Annotated in this window: 18 protein-coding genes; 13 read left to right on the plus strand and 5 right to left on the minus strand. The window is 72.7% G+C overall.

Annotated elements, in window-relative coordinates:
- Positions 1 to 164 precede the first annotated feature (164 nt).
- The 9 genes from MFF58_RS09630 to MFF58_RS09670 all read left to right on the plus strand — a co-directional run bounded on the left by MFF58_RS09630 (position 165) and on the right by MFF58_RS09670 (position 9,135).
- The gene (locus tag MFF58_RS09630) at positions 165 to 800 is read left to right on the plus strand and encodes a LemA family protein (protein WP_373323313.1); all 636 of its coding nucleotides are present in this window, start codon (positions 165 to 167) and stop codon (positions 798 to 800) included.
- Positions 801 to 809: 9 nt separating this feature from the next.
- Positions 810 to 1,640, plus strand: a complete 831-nt coding sequence (locus MFF58_RS09635) for a TPM domain-containing protein (protein WP_373323314.1) — start codon at positions 810 to 812, stop codon at positions 1,638 to 1,640.
- Complete coding sequence (locus MFF58_RS09640; RefSeq protein ID WP_238286904.1) at positions 1,630 to 2,262, plus strand: TPM domain-containing protein; 633 nt, start codon at positions 1,630 to 1,632, stop codon at positions 2,260 to 2,262. The genes MFF58_RS09635 and MFF58_RS09640 overlap by 11 nt, the downstream gene beginning before the upstream one ends.
- Before the next feature lie 370 nt (positions 2,263 to 2,632).
- Positions 2,633 to 3,961: a nucleotide disphospho-sugar-binding domain-containing protein gene (locus MFF58_RS09645; RefSeq protein WP_238286905.1), complete on the plus strand. Its 1,329-nt coding sequence runs from the start codon at positions 2,633 to 2,635 to the stop codon at positions 3,959 to 3,961.
- Positions 3,961 to 4,209: a ferredoxin gene (locus MFF58_RS09650; protein ID WP_238286907.1), complete on the plus strand. Its 249-nt coding sequence runs from the start codon at positions 3,961 to 3,963 to the stop codon at positions 4,207 to 4,209. Before MFF58_RS09645 ends, MFF58_RS09650 begins: the two co-directional genes overlap by 1 nt.
- A complete protein-coding gene (locus tag MFF58_RS09655) occupies positions 4,206 to 5,531 on the plus strand; it encodes an NAD(P)/FAD-dependent oxidoreductase (RefSeq protein WP_238286909.1) in 1,326 nt (441 codons plus the stop codon). Before MFF58_RS09650 ends, MFF58_RS09655 begins: the two co-directional genes overlap by 4 nt.
- Before the next feature lie 40 nt (positions 5,532 to 5,571).
- Complete coding sequence (locus MFF58_RS09660; RefSeq protein WP_238287146.1) at positions 5,572 to 6,852, plus strand: cytochrome P450; 1,281 nt, start codon at positions 5,572 to 5,574, stop codon at positions 6,850 to 6,852.
- A 260-nt stretch (positions 6,853 to 7,112) separates the two neighbouring features.
- Entirely contained in the window at positions 7,113 to 8,285 is a 1,173-nt protein-coding gene (locus tag MFF58_RS09665) for a zinc-dependent alcohol dehydrogenase (protein WP_238286910.1), read from the plus strand.
- Between the two features lie 181 nt (positions 8,286 to 8,466).
- Positions 8,467 to 9,135, plus strand: a complete 669-nt coding sequence (locus tag MFF58_RS09670) for an SOS response-associated peptidase (protein ID WP_238286911.1) — start codon at positions 8,467 to 8,469, stop codon at positions 9,133 to 9,135.
- Between the two features lie 15 nt (positions 9,136 to 9,150).
- Here the strand turns inward: MFF58_RS09670 and MFF58_RS09675 are convergent, their stop codons facing one another.
- The 3 genes from MFF58_RS09675 to MFF58_RS09685 all read right to left on the minus strand — a co-directional run bounded on the left by MFF58_RS09675 (position 9,151) and on the right by MFF58_RS09685 (position 10,759).
- Positions 9,151 to 9,909, minus strand: a complete 759-nt coding sequence (locus MFF58_RS09675) for a lytic transglycosylase domain-containing protein (RefSeq protein WP_238286912.1) — start codon at positions 9,907 to 9,909, stop codon at positions 9,151 to 9,153.
- Positions 9,910 to 10,113: 204 nt separating this feature from the next.
- Positions 10,114 to 10,374, minus strand: coding sequence for a hypothetical protein (locus MFF58_RS09680; RefSeq protein ID WP_238286913.1), 261 nt, complete (start codon positions 10,372 to 10,374; stop codon positions 10,114 to 10,116).
- Between the two features lie 61 nt (positions 10,375 to 10,435).
- A complete protein-coding gene (locus MFF58_RS09685; protein ID WP_238286914.1) occupies positions 10,436 to 10,759 on the minus strand; it encodes a hypothetical protein in 324 nt (107 codons plus the stop codon).
- A 122-nt stretch (positions 10,760 to 10,881) separates the two neighbouring features.
- Here MFF58_RS09685 and MFF58_RS09690 point away from each other — a divergent pair, with 122 nt between their 5' ends.
- Complete coding sequence (locus MFF58_RS09690; protein ID WP_238286915.1) at positions 10,882 to 11,103, plus strand: hypothetical protein; 222 nt, start codon at positions 10,882 to 10,884, stop codon at positions 11,101 to 11,103.
- A 230-nt stretch (positions 11,104 to 11,333) separates the two neighbouring features.
- On the opposite strand, the gene MFF58_RS09695 is transcribed toward MFF58_RS09690, so the two are convergent.
- Positions 11,334 to 12,497 (minus strand): hypothetical protein, encoded by a 1,164-nt coding sequence (locus MFF58_RS09695; RefSeq protein ID WP_238286916.1) that lies wholly within the window; start codon positions 12,495 to 12,497, stop codon positions 11,334 to 11,336.
- 293 nt (positions 12,498 to 12,790) lie between these two features.
- Between MFF58_RS09695 and MFF58_RS09700 the strand changes: the two genes are divergently transcribed.
- The 3 genes from MFF58_RS09700 to der all read left to right on the plus strand — a co-directional run bounded on the left by MFF58_RS09700 (position 12,791) and on the right by der (position 15,586).
- A complete protein-coding gene (locus MFF58_RS09700; protein WP_238286917.1) occupies positions 12,791 to 13,399 on the plus strand; it encodes an NnrU family protein in 609 nt (202 codons plus the stop codon).
- 94 nt (positions 13,400 to 13,493) lie between these two features.
- Positions 13,494 to 14,204, plus strand: coding sequence for a tetratricopeptide repeat protein (locus MFF58_RS09705; protein ID WP_238286918.1), 711 nt, complete (start codon positions 13,494 to 13,496; stop codon positions 14,202 to 14,204).
- Between the two features lie 29 nt (positions 14,205 to 14,233).
- Complete coding sequence (der, locus tag MFF58_RS09710; RefSeq protein ID WP_238286919.1) at positions 14,234 to 15,586, plus strand: ribosome biogenesis GTPase Der; 1,353 nt, start codon at positions 14,234 to 14,236, stop codon at positions 15,584 to 15,586.
- 62 nt (positions 15,587 to 15,648) lie between these two features.
- On the opposite strand, the gene MFF58_RS09715 is transcribed toward der, so the two are convergent.
- Entirely contained in the window at positions 15,649 to 16,767 is a 1,119-nt protein-coding gene (locus MFF58_RS09715) for a carboxylate-amine ligase (RefSeq protein ID WP_238286920.1), read from the minus strand.
- Positions 16,768 to 16,878: the final 111 nt, after the last annotated feature.

The following is a 16,878-nucleotide window of genomic DNA, read 5'->3' on the forward strand; positions in this document are numbered from 1 at the left end:
TCCGTGTCGAACGCGGATACATCCGACCCGTTGCCCCCGATCGACGGATGCACCGCCGGTTCGAGGCGAGACCCGGGGAGGCCTTAACCTTGAGCGTTCCGGGACCTATCTCTCGGTTCTGTGATCGATGCACCGGGCGTGACCCGGGCGATAGGGGCCACGACATGATCGCGATGCTGAATGCCGGCGGCCTGCGCCGGACCTCCGGGGCGGCGCGCCTCCTCGGCATGCTCACGCTGATCCTGGCAGCGACCGGGCTCTCGGGCTGCGGAGCGATCAACCAAGTGCCGACCCTGCAGGAGCAGGCGAAATCCTCCTGGAGCGAGGTGCAGAACCAGTACCAGCGCCGGGCCGACCTGATCCCCAACCTGGTCGAGACCGTGAAGGGCTACGCCCAGCAGGAGAAGGACGTGCTGATCGGCGTCACCGAGGCGCGGGCCAAGGCGTCCAGCGTGAAGGTCGACGCCTCGACGGTGAGCGACCCGCAGAAATTCAAGGAGTATCAGGACGCTCAGAACCAGCTTTCGGGCGCCCTTGGGCGTCTGCTGGTGACGGTGGAGAAATATCCGGATCTCAAGTCGAACCAGAACTTCCTGGCCCTGCAATCCCAGCTCGAAGGCACCGAGAACCGGATCGCGGTGGCGCGGCGCGACTACATCACCGCCGTCCAGGCCTACAACACCGAGGTGCGGACCATCCCGGGCCGCTGGATCGCGGCCGTCCTCTACCCCGACGCCAAGCCCATGGAGACCTTCACGGCGACGCCGAACGCCGACCGGCCGCCGAACGTGAAGTTCTAGGTTCGGCCCGTGGGCCGGAGCATCCCCGGGCCGGTGCGGCTCGCCCTGGCGCTCGCCGTCATCGCGGCCTGCCTGGCGGTCTACGCGGTCGGCGCGCGGGCGGCGGAGCTGAGCTTTCCGAAGCTCACCGGCCGCGTCGTCGACGCGGCCGGGATCCTGACACCCGACCAGCGCGGCACGCTCGAAGCCAAGCTGAAGGCGTACGAGGACAAGACCTCCGATCAGGTGGTGGTGGCGACCGTCCCGAACCTCCAGGGCACGAGCGTCGAGGATTACGCCAACCGCCTGTTCCGCGACTGGAAGATCGGGCAGGCCAAGACCAACAACGGCGTGCTCCTCCTCGTGGCGCCGAGCGAACGGAAGGTCCGGATCGAAGTCGGCTACGGGCTCGAAGGGGCGCTGACCGACGCACTCTCCCGGGTGATCATCGCGGGCGCCATCACGCCGCGCTTCAAGACCGGCGACTATTTCGGCGGGCTCGATGCCGGCGTCGACGGCATCCTGTCGATCCTCGCGGGGGACGCGCAGGAGTGGCAGCGCAAGCCGCAGGTCCGCACCGACGAGGTCGATCCCGCGCAGGTGGCGCTGTTCATCGGCCTGTTCCTGATCGTGCTGTTCGTCGCCTGGCGCATGAACCGGACCGGCGGCAGCGCGGGTGGCGGCCGGCGGGGCGGCCGGGGTGGCCTCGGCCGTCGCGGCGGTATCGTGATCCTGCCGGGTCCCGGTTCCGGCGGATGGGGTGGCGGCTTCTCGGACGGCGGATCGTCGGGGGGCTTCGGCGGCGGTTTCTCGGGCGGGGGCGGCTCGTCGGGCGGCGGAGGAGCCTCGGGTGACTGGTAGGCGCGGGGAGGTGCTGACACCCGAGGCGCAGGCGCGCCTCGCCCAAGCGGTGGCGCGGGCCGAGGCCGGTACGTCCGGCGAGATCGTCGTGATGGTGTGCCGGCAGGCGGGAGCCTACCGGTCGGTGGTGCTGCTGGCGGCGCTGGTCGCCGCGCTGATCCTGCCCTGGCCGCTGATCGCGCTGACGGCGTGGAGCGCGGCCTCGATCCTGCTCGCGCAGGCCGCCCTCGTGGCCGCGCTCCTCCTGGCGAGCCAGCAGCAGCCCCTGCGGCTCGCCCTGGTGCCACGCCCCCTCCGCCGCGCCCGCGCCCGGGAGGCCGCCCGCCGCGCCTTCTGCTCCCGCGGCCTGAGCCGGACGCGCGGCCGCACCGGCGTGCTGCTCTACCTCTCGCTCGCCGAGCGGCACGCCGAGATTGTCACCGATCTGGGCGTGCTGGGGCGCATCCCGGGGGATCCCTGGAGCGCAGTTCTGGCCGACCTTGTACAGGCGCTCGGCCGCGGCGCGACCGAGGCCGGGCTCACGGTGGCGATCGAGCGGGTCGGCGCCCGCCTGGCCGAACACCTCCCGGCCGACGCCGACGATCCGGACGAGTTGCCGAACCGGGTGATCGTGGTCGATTGAAGCGCGGTTGCGATCCCGGCCAGCGCGACCTTGGTCGGTGATGCGCCGCCGTTCGGCTTCGCCCCGCTCGCGCGGACGGCGCACCGGGGTGATCGGCCGGACGTCCCGGATCGTCCCGCCTCAGGGACGGATGGAACCGGCTCCGCCGCTCGAAGCCGGCGCGGCCCGCCGCGCCGAAGGCCCGCGGAGGGAGCTCATTGTGCGCCGCCGCACGAAGTGCCGCAGCGCCCGTAACTATGTCGGCGTGGACGCGATTTCTCGTTAAGATCGGCATGCTGCAGCGCCCAAGGCGCGGAGCGCCGCCGTGACGAAGACGCGACGAAGACGTGGAGCAAGGCCGGCCCCGCTGGCCTCGCCCGAGGAGCCCGACATGAAGATCCTGATCGCTGCGACCCCGCTCACCGGCCACGTGAACCCGATGCTCGCCATCGGCCGGGCCGCCGCCGCGCGTGGCGACACCGTCCTGATGCTGAGCGACCCGGCGTTCCGCCCGAAGGTGGAGGCCGCCGGCTTGCGCTTCACCGGCTACCCCGACAACGGGTCCGCCGCGTATCGCGAGACCGAGCTGCCCGCCGGCCCCGAGCGCTACCGGCGCGAGTTCGAGCGGCGCTTCATCGACCCGATGCCCGTTCAGGCCGAGACGCTCCGGCGGCTGATCGCCGACGAGGCGCCGGACGTGATCGTGGCCGGCAGCATGTTCCTCGGCGTACTGCCGCTGCTGCTCGATACGGCCCCGCGCCCGCCGATCGTGACGGTCAACGTCAGCTTCCTGTTCCTGGAGCGTCCCGATTACGCCCCCGTCGGCCTCGGCCTGCCGCCCGCGCGGGATCAGGCCGAGCGCGTCCGCTATGCGGCGCTGAAGGCCGGCATGGACGCGGCCTTCGCCAATCCGGTGCGCGCCTACACGGACGGCCAGCTCGCCCGGCTGGGCCTGCCGCCCTTGCCGGCCTCCCTCCCCCATTCCATCGTCGTCCTGCCGGATCTGTTCCTGCAGTCCACCGTGCCGGGCTTCGAGTACGATTACGGTGCGCTGCCCCCGGGTGTCCGCTTCATCGGGCTGCTACAGCCGCCCGCGCCGCCGGCGCCGCTGCCGGAATGGTGGCCCGAACTGGAGGCAGCGAACGCGGCCGGAAGGCCGGTGGTCCTGGCGACGCAGGGTACCCTCGCCAACGCGGATTTCGGCGAGCTGGTGGAGCCGACGCTCGCCGCCCTGGCCGACCGGGACGACCTCCTCGTCCTGGCCACCACCGGCGGGCGCCCCACCGCGGCCCTGCGCGGACCGATCCCCGCCAACACTCGCGTCTCCGAGTTCCTGCCGTTCCGCGAGCTGCTGCCGCGGGTGAGCGTGCTGGTGACCAACGGCGGCTACGGCAGCGTCTCGCAGGCCCTCGCCGCCGGCGTGCCCATCGTCTCGGCCGGCCTCACCGAGGACAAGGCGGAGGTGAACGCGCGCATCGACTGGTCCGGCGCCGGCCTCAACCTCGCCACCAACGCGCCCAGCGTGGACCAACTCCGAACCGCAGTGACGCGGGTGCTCGATGAGCCCGGTTTCCGGCGGCGCGCCGGAGCGCTTCAGGCGTCCTTCGCCACCCGGGACGCCCTGTCTGGGATCATGACGGCGATCGACGATCTCGGCGCCGCCGGTCCGGTTCGCGGCGTCGGCGCGGGCCTGGCCGTGCCGCTGAGGAGATCGGCGTGATGGCCCATCCCGATCCCGCGGACGACGAGGCGCCCCTGCGCGTCGTCGTCGATCTCAACCTGTGCCAGGGCTACGCGCAGTGCTGCTACGCGGCGCCCGATGCCTTCGTGCTACGCGGACACGAGATCCTGTTCTACAATCCCGCGCCGCTGGCCGGGCAGCGCGGCGCGATCGAGCGGGCGGTCCAGGCCTGTCCGGTCCGCGCCATCCGCATCCAGGCCGGCGCGGATGAGGGAGACGTGCCGTGACCCCTGAGCCAGCCGGCATCGTCGTCGTCGGCGCATCGCTGGCGGGCCTGCGGGGGGCCGAGGCGCTGCGGCGGGGCGGTTACGGCGGCCCGCTGACCCTCGTCGGGGCGGAGCCCTACCGCCCCTATGACCGGCCGCCGCTGTCCAAGCATGTCCTGGCCGGGGAATTGGAGCCCGGGGCGACCCGCCTGCCGGAACTCACCGCCCTGCGGGCCCGGTGGCGCCTCGGGAGCGCCGCGGTGGCGCTCGACCGGGCGGCCCGCACGATCCGGCTCTCCGATGGTTCGGTGCTGGCCTACGACAGGCTTCTCCTCGCCACCGGCGCCGAGGCCCGGCCCTGGCCGGCCGCGGCCGGGGGTGGATTGTCCGGCATCCACACGCTCCGGGGCCGCGACGATGCCACTTCCCTGCGCGCCGCCCTGGTGGCCGGCCCGCGCCGGGTGCTGATCGTCGGCGGCGGCTTGATCGGCTGCGAGGCGGCGTCCTGCCTGCGCGACCTCGGCCTGCCCGTGACCCTCGTGGACCCGAACCCGACGCCCCTGGCCAAGACCCTGGGGACCTTCGTGGGCAGCGTGATCGCCGCGTGCCTGCGCGCGTCCGGCGCGGAGTTCCGCCCCGGCACGATGGTGCGCGCCTTCGAGGGCGACGCGTCGGGCCGCGTCGTCCGCGCCCGGCTGGCGGATGGCAGCGCGATCGAGGCTGATCTCGTCATCGCGGCCCTCGGCGCGACGCGGGCCACCGGATGGCTCGACGGTGCCGGGCTGATGGCGGATCCCGGCGGCGTGACCTGCGACGCGGCCTGCCGGGCCCGCACGGCGGCCGGCGCGGCCTGCCCCGACATCTACGTGGCGGGCGATGTCGCCCGCTGGCCCATCCGGCTCTACGGCGGACGGCTTGTCTCGGTGGAGCACTGGAGCAACGCCGTCGAGCAGGCCGCGCACGCCGCCCGCAACATGCTGGCCCATGCCGATGACCAGCGGCCCTACGAGCATCTGCCGGCCTTCTGGTCGAGCCAGTTCGGAATCAACATCAAGCTCGTCGGCCTGACTGCGGGCGCGGACTCGATCTCGGTCGTGCAGGGCACGCGGGCCTCGCGTCGGTTCCTCGCCGTCTACGGTCAAGCCGGGCGCAGCATCGCGGCCCTGTCGTTCGATCAGGCGCGCTGGCTGCCGGCCTACGCGGAGGCGATCCGGGCCGGCGATCCGGTTCCGCCGATCCTGGGCGCCGCCGACCAGCCCCGGATCGAGACCGCCGCACCCGGTTTCCCGCCGCCGCGCGCCGCCGCTCCGGCGGCGCAGCCCGCCGAGGTCGCGCATGGCTGACGACACCCTCCTCCCCGCCGGCACGGCGTTCCACGCCGCCATGCCCGTCTCCGACACCGGGCCTATCCCCGACACCGGGCCTGTCCCCGACGACCTGCTCTTCGCCGCCGTGACGGACCCGGCCAACCGGGCCGATCCCTACCCGCTCTACGCCCGGCTGCGGGAGCGCCCGGTCTCGCGCCAGCGCGACGGCAGCTACGTCGTCAGCACCCAGGCCGCGATCCGGGCCCTGATCTTCGATCCGCGCCTCAGCTCGGAGGATCTGCCGCCGTTCAAGCGGCCGCGGACCGGCAACCCCCTGCGCGACTGGATCATCAACCCGATCCGCAGCCGCATCGCCACGGCCCATCGGCCGCTGATCTTCCGCGATCCGCCGGACCACGACGTCCTGCGAGCCGCCGTGATGGGCGAGTTCACCATCCCGCGGGTGCAGGGATTGCGCGACCGCGTGGCCCGGGAGGTGGACACGCTCCTCGACGCGTGCCGCGGGCGCCGCGAGATCTGCCTCGTGGGTGACTTGTCCTATCCCCTGCCCGTCTCGGTGATCTGCGAGCTGCTCGGCGTGCCGGAATCCGACGAGCCGCGGTTCCAGTCCTGGGCGACGCAGCTCGCCACCGCGCTGGAGCCCGACGCGCGCCGCGATGTCGAGGCCCGTCGCCACACCGTGGCGGCCTTCGACGCGATCTCCGATTACATGCGTGCGCTCATCGCCGAGAAACGCCGCCACCCGGCCGACGACATGCTCAGCGGGCTCGCCGCCCCGGGGCCGGGCGGCAAGAAGCGGATGAGCGACTTCGACCTGATCTCCACCGCGATCCTTCTGCTGGTCGCCGGCCATGAGACCACGGTCAATCTCATCACCAACGCGATGCTGACCCTCCTCCGGCACCCGCAGGAGCTGGAGCGCCTGCGGGCCGATCCCGAACGGGCCCCGCGGCTGATCGAGGAGGTGCTGCGCTACGAGCCGCCGGTGCATTTCCGGACCCGGAAGGCCCTCGGCGCCATCACCGTCGCCGGCGAGACGATCCCGAAGGGCGCGGCGGTCGTCCTGCTGTTCGCCTCAGCGAACCGCGATCCGGCGCGGTTCGCGGCACCGGACCGCTTCGACCCCGATCGCCCGGACATCGAGCATTTCGGCTTCGGCGGCGGCCTGCATTACTGCGTGGGCGCTCCCCTCGCCCGGATCGAGGCGGAGATCGCGCTGGTGGCGCTGAGCCGACGCCTCGTGGCCCCGAGGCTGATGCGCGATCCGCCGTACCGGTCCGGGGCCTCGCTTCGCGGGCCCGAGGAACTCCGGATCGCCATCGACGCCGTCGCCTGACCGGCACCTCGCGGGCGGGCGCGGCGGGCGTCACCGGTTAAGCATCGGTGAAGGCCGGTGTTTCACGTGAAACATTTGTAAACCCTTGGCCGGCGGCCCCGGCGCGGCGGAGGGCGGATCGCCGACATCGCGCGGCCGAGGCCCGGCCACCCGGGCGCGAACGGATGCCGCACCGCCGGAACTTGGCCATATCGCCGCGCGCTTGTCCTCGGAGGTGGCCGAAACCGGCCACGGCCTGCTGACATTCGGAGATCCTCGCCATGAAGGCATTGTGCTGGCACGGCCGCAACGACATCCGCTGCGACACCGTCCCGGATCCCGTCATCGAGGATGCCCGCGACGTGATCATCAAGGTGACGAGTTGCGCGATCTGCGGCTCGGATCTCCACCTGATGGACGGCCTGATGCCCACCATGGAGAGCGGTGACGTCCTCGGCCACGAGTTCATGGGCGAGGTCGTGGAGGTCGGGCAGGGCTTCACCAAGTTCAAGAAGGGCGACCGGATCGTCGTCCCGTTCAACATCAATTGCGGCGCGTGCCGGCAGTGCAAACTCGGCAATTTCTCGGTCTGCGAGCGCTCGAACCGCAACGCCGAGATGGCGGCCGCGCAGTTCGGCTATCCCACGGCCGGGCTGTTCGGCTACTCGCACCTCACCGGCGGCTACGCGGGCGGCCAGGCCGAGTATGTCCGCGTCCCCATGGCCGACGTGGCGCCCATGAAGGTGCCGGACGGCATGGACGACGAATCGGTCCTGTTCCTCACCGACATCCTGCCCACCGGCTGGCAGGGCGCGGAGCATTGCGAGATCCAGGGCGGCGAGACCATCGCAGTCTGGGGGGCGGGCCCGGTCGGCATCTTCGCCATCCAGTCGGCCCGGATCATGGGCGCCGAGCGCATCATCGCCGTCGAGACGGTGCCCGAGCGCATCGCCCTGGCCAAGAAGGCGGGCGCCACCGACGTCATCGACTTCATGAACGAGGACGTGTTCGAGCGCATCAAGGAGATCACCAAGGGCCAGGGCGCCGACGGCGTGATCGACTGCGTCGGTATGGAAGCCAGCGCCGGCCACGGCGGCCTCACCGGCCTGCTCTCCACCGTTCAGGAAAAGCTCACCGCGACGGAGCGGCCCTACGCCCTGGCGGAGGCCATCAAGGCGGTGCGGCCCTGCGGGATCGTCTCGGTGCCGGGGGTCTATGGCGGGCCGATCCCGGTCAACATGGGCTCGATCGTCCAGAAGGGCCTGACCCTCAAGAGCGGCCAGACCCACGTGAAGCGGTACCTCGAGACGCTGACCAAGCTGATCCAGGAGGGCAAGATCGACATGACGTCCCTGATCACCCACCGCTCCAAGGATCTCGCGGAGGGACCGGATCTCTACAAGGCCTTCCGCGACAAGATGGATGGCTGCGTGAAGGTGGTGTTCCACCTCTGAGCCGGAGATCGGGCCGCCGGACGTAAGGGCGCCTCGGGGCCTTGCCCCGGGGCCGGCATCGGGGTGAACGCGCGGTCGCGGCGTTGACGGATCGCGGTTCCGCGTCGAGAACGGCGGGGGAGTTCGGCCGTGTGATCTCAGACGCTCGAGTCCGGTCGTGGCCGGACCGGCGGGATACGCCATGTGCAATCTCTACAGCCTGCGGACCGGCCCGGCCGACCTGCGCGCCGCCTTCGGGATCGCGCAGGATCACACCGGTAACCTTCCATTGTTGCCGGCTATATTTCCCGACCAGATGGCGCCCGTGGTGACGAGCGGGGCGGCGGGGCGCGACCTCGCCATGATGCGCTGGGGCATGCCGGGTCCGAAGGCGTTCGGCGAGCATCCGGTCACCAACGTGCGCAACGTCGCGAGCCCGCACTGGCGCCCGTGGCTCGGTGTCGCCCATCGCTGCCTCGTGCCGGTTACCGCCTTCAGCGAGTACGCCGACACCAAGCCGCGCAAGACCCCGGTCTGGTTCGCCCTGGCCGCGGACAGGCCGCTCTTCGCCTTCGCGGGGATCTGGCGGCCGTGGACGGGAGTGCGGGGGACGAAGCGTGAGAACCCGGACCGGCTCGCCGAGGAGCACCGGCTGTTCTCCTTCCTGACCACGGAGGCGAACGGTATCGTCGGATCGGTCCATCCCAAGGCGATGCCGGTGCTGCTCACCAATCCGGAGGAATGGGCCACCTGGCTGGAAGCCCCCACCGCGGAGGCCCTCCGCCTGCAGCGTCCGCTGCCGGATTTCGAGATGCTCGAAGTGGCCCGCGGCGCGCGGTCGGACGAACCGGACGGACGCGCCGGGGATTGAGCCGCCCGGGCCCCGTCAGCCGCCGGCCGGATCCGCCGCGGGTGCGGCGGGCGCCTGGTCAGCGCCCCAGCCGCGGGCCCGCCAACGCGTCACGACGGCGGCGTTGAGCCGGGCGATCCGGGCGCGGTGCGCCTCCCAGAACGAGCGCGGAGCCGCCGGAGCGGCGGGTGCAGGCTCCCGATGCGCCGGAACCGAGGCTCTGGCGGCGAGCCGAACCGGCCCGGACCGGGATCCCGGGGCCGACCGGAGCTCGGGATCGGCCAGGATCGCCTGCGCGCGGGCGCAGTAGAGCTGCGACAGGGGCGACATCACCTCCGAACCGTGGCCGGCGCGATACTTCATCAGGGCGCGGCACAGGTCGCCGTCGGCCCGGCGCCAGGCCTCGGTGAGGTAGCGCACGCCGTAGCGGACGTTGACCTCCGGCGCCGCCAGTTCCGCGACCGTGCCACGGAAGCCCAGCATCGCCGCAGTGCTGGGCCGGACCTGCATCAGCCCGACTTCGCCGACGCTGCCCACGACGGCGGGATCGTAGCCGCTCTCGATCCGGGCGACGGCGTCGGCCACGGCGATCGGCAGACCGGTGCCCGTCGCCGCGCGGGCGATCAGCGGCAGGAAGCGGGCGCGCGCATCGGTCACCGGCATCGGCGCGGCGGCCGGCGGGACCGGCGGCAGGGCCGCCAAGCCGAGGGCGTGCACCGCCAGAAAGGTCGCGGGCCGGGCCTGCGCGGGACCGGCAAGGGCCAGCGGCAGCAGGAGGAGACAAGGAACGCGCATCGGCCGCCACGCGGGAAGGGCAGCGGCAAGGGTAAGCCCGGCCTCTCAACGAAGCCTTAGCGGCCCCCGGAGGAACCCTGCCTCGCCCCCGGCGCCTCCGGTGGCACGGGGCGCGCGGCCCTCGGGCGCTCCGCCTCGGCGCAGGACGGGGCGCGGGGATCGGGCGGGGCCGTGTACCGGATGGGTTCCGCGAGCCCGTCTCCGTCACTGAACCGGGCCGCCGTCCCGTGCTTGGAGCAGCCGCAGGGCCTCGCCCAGCACCGCATGCAGATCGGTGACGCCCTGCGGCGAGAGGGGCAGGCCGACGCGCTGGCCGTGGATCGTATCGAGCACCACGACCGCGAGGTCCTCGCCGACCAGCAGGCTGGGCTGCGGCAGGCAGAGCGGGAGGACGAAGTCGCCCTCGGTCTCGCCCAGGACATCCACCGCGTCGGTGGCACGGAAGGGCGGTTTCGAGCCGGTCATCGCAACCTGTCCTCGCGTTCCTCTCCGCTGCGTCGGGTGGCGGCTCCGCCACGGGGCGCGGCTACGGGCGGTCCTGCCGGGGCACGCGCAGGCTTCGCACCGTGAGCGTGTCGATCTCCAGCGCCCCCACCGCCAGCGATCCCACCCGCGCGCGGCCCACCGAGAGGCGGCCGATCGCGAAGGCACCCACGGCCACCGCGCCCAGGGCAGCGACCCCGAGCGCCAAGGCTCCCACAGCCCCCGCTCCCATGGCCCCCGCTCCCATGGCCCCGGCTCCCATGGCCCCGGCCCCGACAGGGCCCGCCCCGAGGGTCCTCGCGCCGCGGAGCGCCACCGGCTCGGTCGGCATCGCGCCGTCCGCCGCCGGAATCCTCGATGCACGCATGTGGGCTCCCTCGCGACTCGCCCCCGCCTCCCTATACCCCACGTTAACCGCGTTTTCACGCCGCGGGCGGACGATCCAGCCCTGTCCGGACCAGGCGTCCGCAACCCGAAAGGACGCCGATCATGCAGCACCTTCTACCGGCCTTCACGATCTTCACCGTCGGCTGCGTGCTGATCTACGCCGGGCGCGCCTACGCCCGGGTGACCACGGTGCTGCTCTCGACCACCGCGCTGATGCTGAGCCTGACCCTCGGCACCGTGCTGTGTCAGCGAATCGGCCTGCCCTCGGGCTCCGCCGAGGCCGGCGCCCCGTTCTGGCCGTCAGCCGGCAAAGCGAATCCTTAGGCGATCCGCGGCCTTTCGTTGGTCGATCGAGAGCGCCGCGGGCGGTCGGCGTCGGCGGTCGTGGCCCCCGGCGTCCGGCCGGCCGGCATGCGGCCGAGAGGCGGGGCGGGCCGCGGTCGCGGCGCCGGGCCGGGAGCACCGGGGCCCGCGGTGGGGCACGGCGACGAAGGCCGGCGCGTTGCCGCACCGGCTCGCATCGGCGTCGCCCGACAGCTCGGCACGCGCCGGGGTCAGGGCCAGACGCGCAGCGCCACCGGGCGGCGGAACAGGTCGCGATCCGAGGTGATCGTGCAGCCCTCGACGCGCAGGCTCGCGTAGGTCAGGAGCGCCGCGTCGCCGACATCGTCGAAGTTGCGCCCCGTCGCGTCCGGATCGAGGAGCGACGGGTAGGCGATGAGCGGGCTCCTGGCGGTGCAGGGATCGTCGTAGAGCGTGGCACCTGCGACCAGCAGGCGCGGAGTGTCCCAGGTGATCAGGTCGCGGGAGGACGTCCAGTAGAAGCCGGATTCGGCGAAGCCGTCGCCGGCCTTGGCCATGAACACGGCGATCCAGGCCCCCGAGCCGCGGTGGCGGACCACGGCCCCGACAGGCCCCGGGAACGGTCCGACCGGCCGGCAGGTGGCCGGGCTCGCGCGGGTGGCGAGATAGGGGTCCGGGAAGGCTGCTGTGAAGCCCGTGCCGGTCCAGGCGCGCCAGCGGGTCGGGTCGGCGGGATCGTCGCTGCGGAACAGGCAGAGTCCCGCCTCCTGATCGCTGCCGGGGCGGGTCCAGCCCGTGGTCGAGGCGAGGAAGTACCGCCAGCGCCCGTCCGCCACGATGTTGGAGGGGTTGAAGAAACCCCGGTGATGGCCCTGGTCGACCTCCTGCCGGAACGGGGCCGCGGCCACCACGGCGGGCGGGGTCTTGCGCGTGAAGCTGCGCCCCCCGTCCACGGAGGCGGCGGCCGTGATCGTGTTGTACCAGCAGGCCATGTAGGTCCCCGCCTTGCAGCGGCCGGGATGCTCGTTGGCCTGGTACTCGTGGTGGAGGAGCGCGGCCACGCGGACACCGTCCTCGGTCCAGGTGGCGGTGATCCAGGAGCGGTCGTCGTAGGCCGCCGGATCGGATTTCTCACCGGACTCGAGCACCACCGTGCAGTCGAGCTTGAGATGGCCGAGATCCGGGCCGCGCAGCGCCCGGTTGCGGTAATGCATGCCGTAGAGCGCCACCGCCCCGGAGGCGTCCCGGAAGGCGCGCGCGGACGCGTCCGGGACATCGGCTCCGTCGCAGGCGTCGCGGCCCGCCTTGAAGATGAGGGTGGGCGGCCCGACCAGGGTCAGGGCGGAGAGCGGCGGATCGGGCGCGGCTCGGGCCGGGAGGGCCAGAAGGAGGGCTGGCGCCAGCCACCGAGCCACGCGATCGAGGCGCGATGCCCGCCCTCCCCCCTCAGCGGCGGAGGGCTTCCCCTGCCGCGGGGGGAGAGAGCCGCGCGGAGCCGCTCGCTCCGCACGGGCCAACGGACATGCGTAAACACCGTGCCCCCCGGCTGGGGGCGACAGCGGCGCGTGCCATCTCCGGAAGATCCAGTCCGCCCAGTCCATGGCCGCCATCCGGCTGCGTCCCGGCCACGCCTGGACAAACGGGGCGAGATTCGCTTGAGAATTCTTACAGAGTGCTTGCCGCCCGGCGGCCCGACCGAAAGTCCCCCATGCTGCTCCTGATCCTCGGGCTCGTGCTGTTCCTCGGCACGCACGCCTTCTCGATGGCCCGCACCCGGCGCGCCGAGATCGTCGGTCGGATCGGCGAGGGCCGCTACAAGCTCGGCTACACGGCCCTGTCGCTGCTGGGGCTGGTTCTGATCGGCGTCGGCTTCCACGATTACCGGCTCAACGGCTACATCCCGGTCTGGGACCCGCCGGTCTGGACGCGCCACCTCGCCCTGACGCTCGTCTGGCTGGCCTTCGTCAGCCTCGCCGCCGCCTACCTGCCGGGTCATATCCGCGCCAAGGCCAAGCACCCGATGCTGCTGGCCGTGAAGATCTGGGCGACCGCGCACCTCCTGGCCAACGGCGATCTGGGCTCGATGCTGCTGTTCGGCGGCTTCCTGGCCTGGGCGGTCTCGGCCCGGATCAGCGCCAAGCGCCGGGCGCTGCCCGCAGGCGCGGTGGCGGCCCAGCACGGCGGCCCCGCGGTGGCGCCCCAGGGCTGGCGCAACGACATCCTGGCGGTCGTGATCGGCACGGCCGCATGGTTCGTCTTCGCCCGCTACCTGCACTACCCGGTGATCGGCGTCCCGGTCTGGCCGGGCGTCAGCTGAGACGCCGCCTGTCGCCAACCCGGCGCCCGTGTGTTAGGCGCGGGGCTCAACCGAGGTACGAGGTGGCCCGCCGACCCAGGCGCGCCGGGATACGATGGCCGAGAACAACGAGTTCCTTCGCGAGGTCGACGAGGATTACCGGCGCGACCGGATCCTCCAGATCTGGAAGCGCTACAGCGGCGTGATCATCGCGCTGGCCGTGCTGCTGGTGGCGGGCGTCGCGGGCTGGCGCTACTGGCAGAACCAGCAGCGCGTGGCGGCCGAGACGGCCTCGGTGCAGTTCGACGACGCCAACCGCCTCGCCAAGGACGGCAAGGCCGCGGAGGCCGACAAGGCCTTCGACGCCCTCGAGGCGCAGGGCCCGGCGGGCTACCGCCTGCTGGCCCGGTTCCGCGCGGCGGCCGAGGCCGGCAAGCGCGACGCGGCGGCCGGTGCCAAGGACTTCGACACGCTCGCCGACGATTCCGGCCTGGGCGACGGCCTGCGCGACCTCGCACGGCTGCGCGCCGCGCTGCTGCGCCTCGACGGCCCTAACCCCGATCCGGCCCTCGCCAACCTCCAGGGCCTGGCCGCCGGAACGCCGTTCCGCCACACCGCCCGCGAGATGCTGGGCCTCGCCGCCCTGAAGAAGGGCGACTTCGAGGATGCCGGCCGCTGGTTCGATCAGATCGTGGCCGATCCCGAAACCCCGCGGAACCTGCGCGAGCGCATCGAGGTCTACGCCGCGATCGTCGCGGGCGGCCCCGTCACGGTGACCGAGGCCAAGACCGAGGCCGCGGCCCCGCCCCCACCGATCACGCGTTGATCCCCGCACGAACCGCTTAGAGAACGACCATGGACATGCCGACCGTCGCGATCGTCGGACGGCCGAACGTCGGCAAGTCGACCCTGTTCAACCGCCTCGTGGGCAAGAAGCTCGCGCTGGTCGACGACCGCCCGGGCGTCACCCGCGACCGGCGCGAGGGCGACGTGACCTTCGGCGGCCTCCAGTTCCGGGTGATCGACACCGCCGGGCTCGAAGAGGCGGACGCCCAGACCCTCACGGGCCGGATGCGGATGCAGACCGAGGCCGCGATCCTCGCCGCCGACGTGGTGCTGTTCGTGATCGACGCCCGCGCCGGCGTGCTGCCGGCCGACCAGCCCTTCGCCGAGCTGGTGCGCCGCGCCGGCAGCCCGGTGATCCTGATCGCCAACAAGGCCGAGGGCGGCGCCGGCCTCGCCGGAGCCTACGAGGCCTTCACCCTCGGGCTCGGCGACCCGATCCCGTTCTCCGCCGAACACGGCGAGGGCCTGGGCGAGCTGCACGAGGCGCTCAAGGGCGCCCTGCCCCCGCGCGAGGACGACGACGAGGAGGAGGACGCGGACGCCCCCGGCGGTCGCGCCCTGAAGGTCGCCATCGTGGGCCGCCCGAATGCCGGCAAGTCGACGCTGATCAACCGGATGCTCGGCGAGGACCGGCTGCTCGTCGGCCCCGAGGCCGGCATCACCCGCGATTCCATCTCCCTCGACTGGGAGTGGCGCGGGCGCCGCATCAAGCTGCACGACACCGCCGGCATGCGCCGCCGCGCCCGGATCGACGACAAGCTGGAGAAGCTCGCGGTCTCCGACGGGTTGCGCGCTGTGCGCTTCGCCGAGGTGGTGGTGGTGCTCCTCGACGCCACGATCCCGTTCGAGAAGCAGGATCTCACCATCGTCGACCTCGTCGAGAGCGAGGGCCGCGCCCTGGTGATCGGCCTCAACAAGTGGGATCTGGTGGCCGACCAGCCCGGCCTGCTCAAGCAGCTGCGCGAGGATTGCACCCGGCTGCTGCCGCAGGTGCGCGGCGTCGCCGTGGTGCCGCTCTCGGGGCTGGCCGGCGACGGCGTCGACAAGCTGATGCAGGCGGTGGTGCAGGCCGCCGAGGTCTGGGATACCCGGATCTCGACCTCGCGCATCAACGACTGGCTGAGCGAGGCGACCTCCCGCAACCCGCCTCCGGCGGTATCGGGCCGGCGGATCAAGATCCGCTACGCCACGCAGGTGAAGAGCCGCCCGCCGCACTTCGCGCTGTTCGGCAACCAGCTCAACGCCCTGCCGAAATCCTACACCCGCTACCTCGTGAACGGCCTGCGCGAGGCGTTCGAGCTGCCGGGCACGCCGATCCGGCTGTCGCTCCGGACCTCGCAGAACCCGTTCGACAAGGGCTGAGCGGCCTCCGCCCGACGGTGGCAGCGTCCAGCCGGCCCGAGCGAGGCCGGGCGGGACCTGCCCTACCGCGCCGCCGCGGCGATCCAGTCCACCGCCGCCGCCAGCGCGGCGCGCTCGTCTCGGCCGTCGGCAAGCGCCGCCTCGTACGCGCCGATTTGCCCGTCCGCGCTCGTGCCCTCGGCGACGATCCTCCGGGCACGGCCCACCTCGGCGGCGCAGCCGAGGGCGTCCGCGTCCTCCGCCACCAGGGCGAGCACCGCCTCCAGCACCTCGGGGAACGGCACCGCCGCGCCCCGCGCCTCGTCGATCAGCGTCGCCTGCACGCCGCTGTGCTGGGTCCGCCACAGGTTCTCCGAGGCCAGCGCCCGCGAGACGCCGTCGAGGCCGGCATGGAGGTCCGGCCGGCGCACGCACAGGCGCACGAGGCAGCGGAACAGGGCGGCGATGCACAGGGAATCGTCGAGCCGCGTGCAGGCATCGGCGATGCGCAGCTCCAGCGTCGGGAACTTGATCGACGGCCGCAGCGACCACCACAGGAAGCTCGCATCCGCGATCGCGCCCGAGCGGGTCATGATGTCGACGAACCGCGCGTGGGCGGCGGCGTCGGCGAAGATCTCCGGCAGGCCGGTGCGGGGCAGTTCACCGAAGACGCTGAGCCGGTAGGCCCTCAGGCCGGTCGCCTCGCCCTGCCAGAACGGCGAGGAGGCCGAGAGGGCGAGCAGCAGCGGCTGGAACGGCAGCAACCGGTTCATCAGGTCGACGCGGGCCTCCGGGTCCGGCACCTCGACGTGGACGTGCATCCCGCAGATCAGCGCCCGCCGGGCCGCGATGCCGACATCCGACAGGATGCCCTGGTAGCGCGCGCCGTCGGTGGCGGTCTGGCGGGCCCAGCGCGCCAGGGGATGGGTGCCGCAGGCCAGCAGGCTCAGGCCGTGGTCGGCGGCGATCCCGGCGAGCCGCGCCCGCTGGCCGCCGAGATTCGACCGGGCAGCCTGGGCGTCGGTGAGCGGCGGCGTGCAGACCTCGACCTGCGCGGCGACCAGCTCGCGCCCGGTCTCGGGCAGCTCCGCCTCCACGCGGGCATGGAAGGCGGCGAGGTCGCCGCGCGGCGTGCCGCGGGTCTCGGCATCGGCGAGGAAATACTCCTCCTCGATGCCGAAACGGTAGCTGTGGGCGCTCATCCTGCTCTCCGGGCACTGACCGCTACGACATAGGGACCGCGCATGGGGTTTCGACGGGTCGCGGCCGCTTCCTCTCGCATCGGTCCGAAACCGGGATCGCCCCGGACGATC

The sequence above is a fragment of the Methylobacterium longum genome (assembly GCF_022179385.1).
In the GTDB taxonomy this organism is placed as follows: Bacteria; Pseudomonadota; Alphaproteobacteria; order Rhizobiales; family Beijerinckiaceae; genus Methylobacterium; species Methylobacterium longum.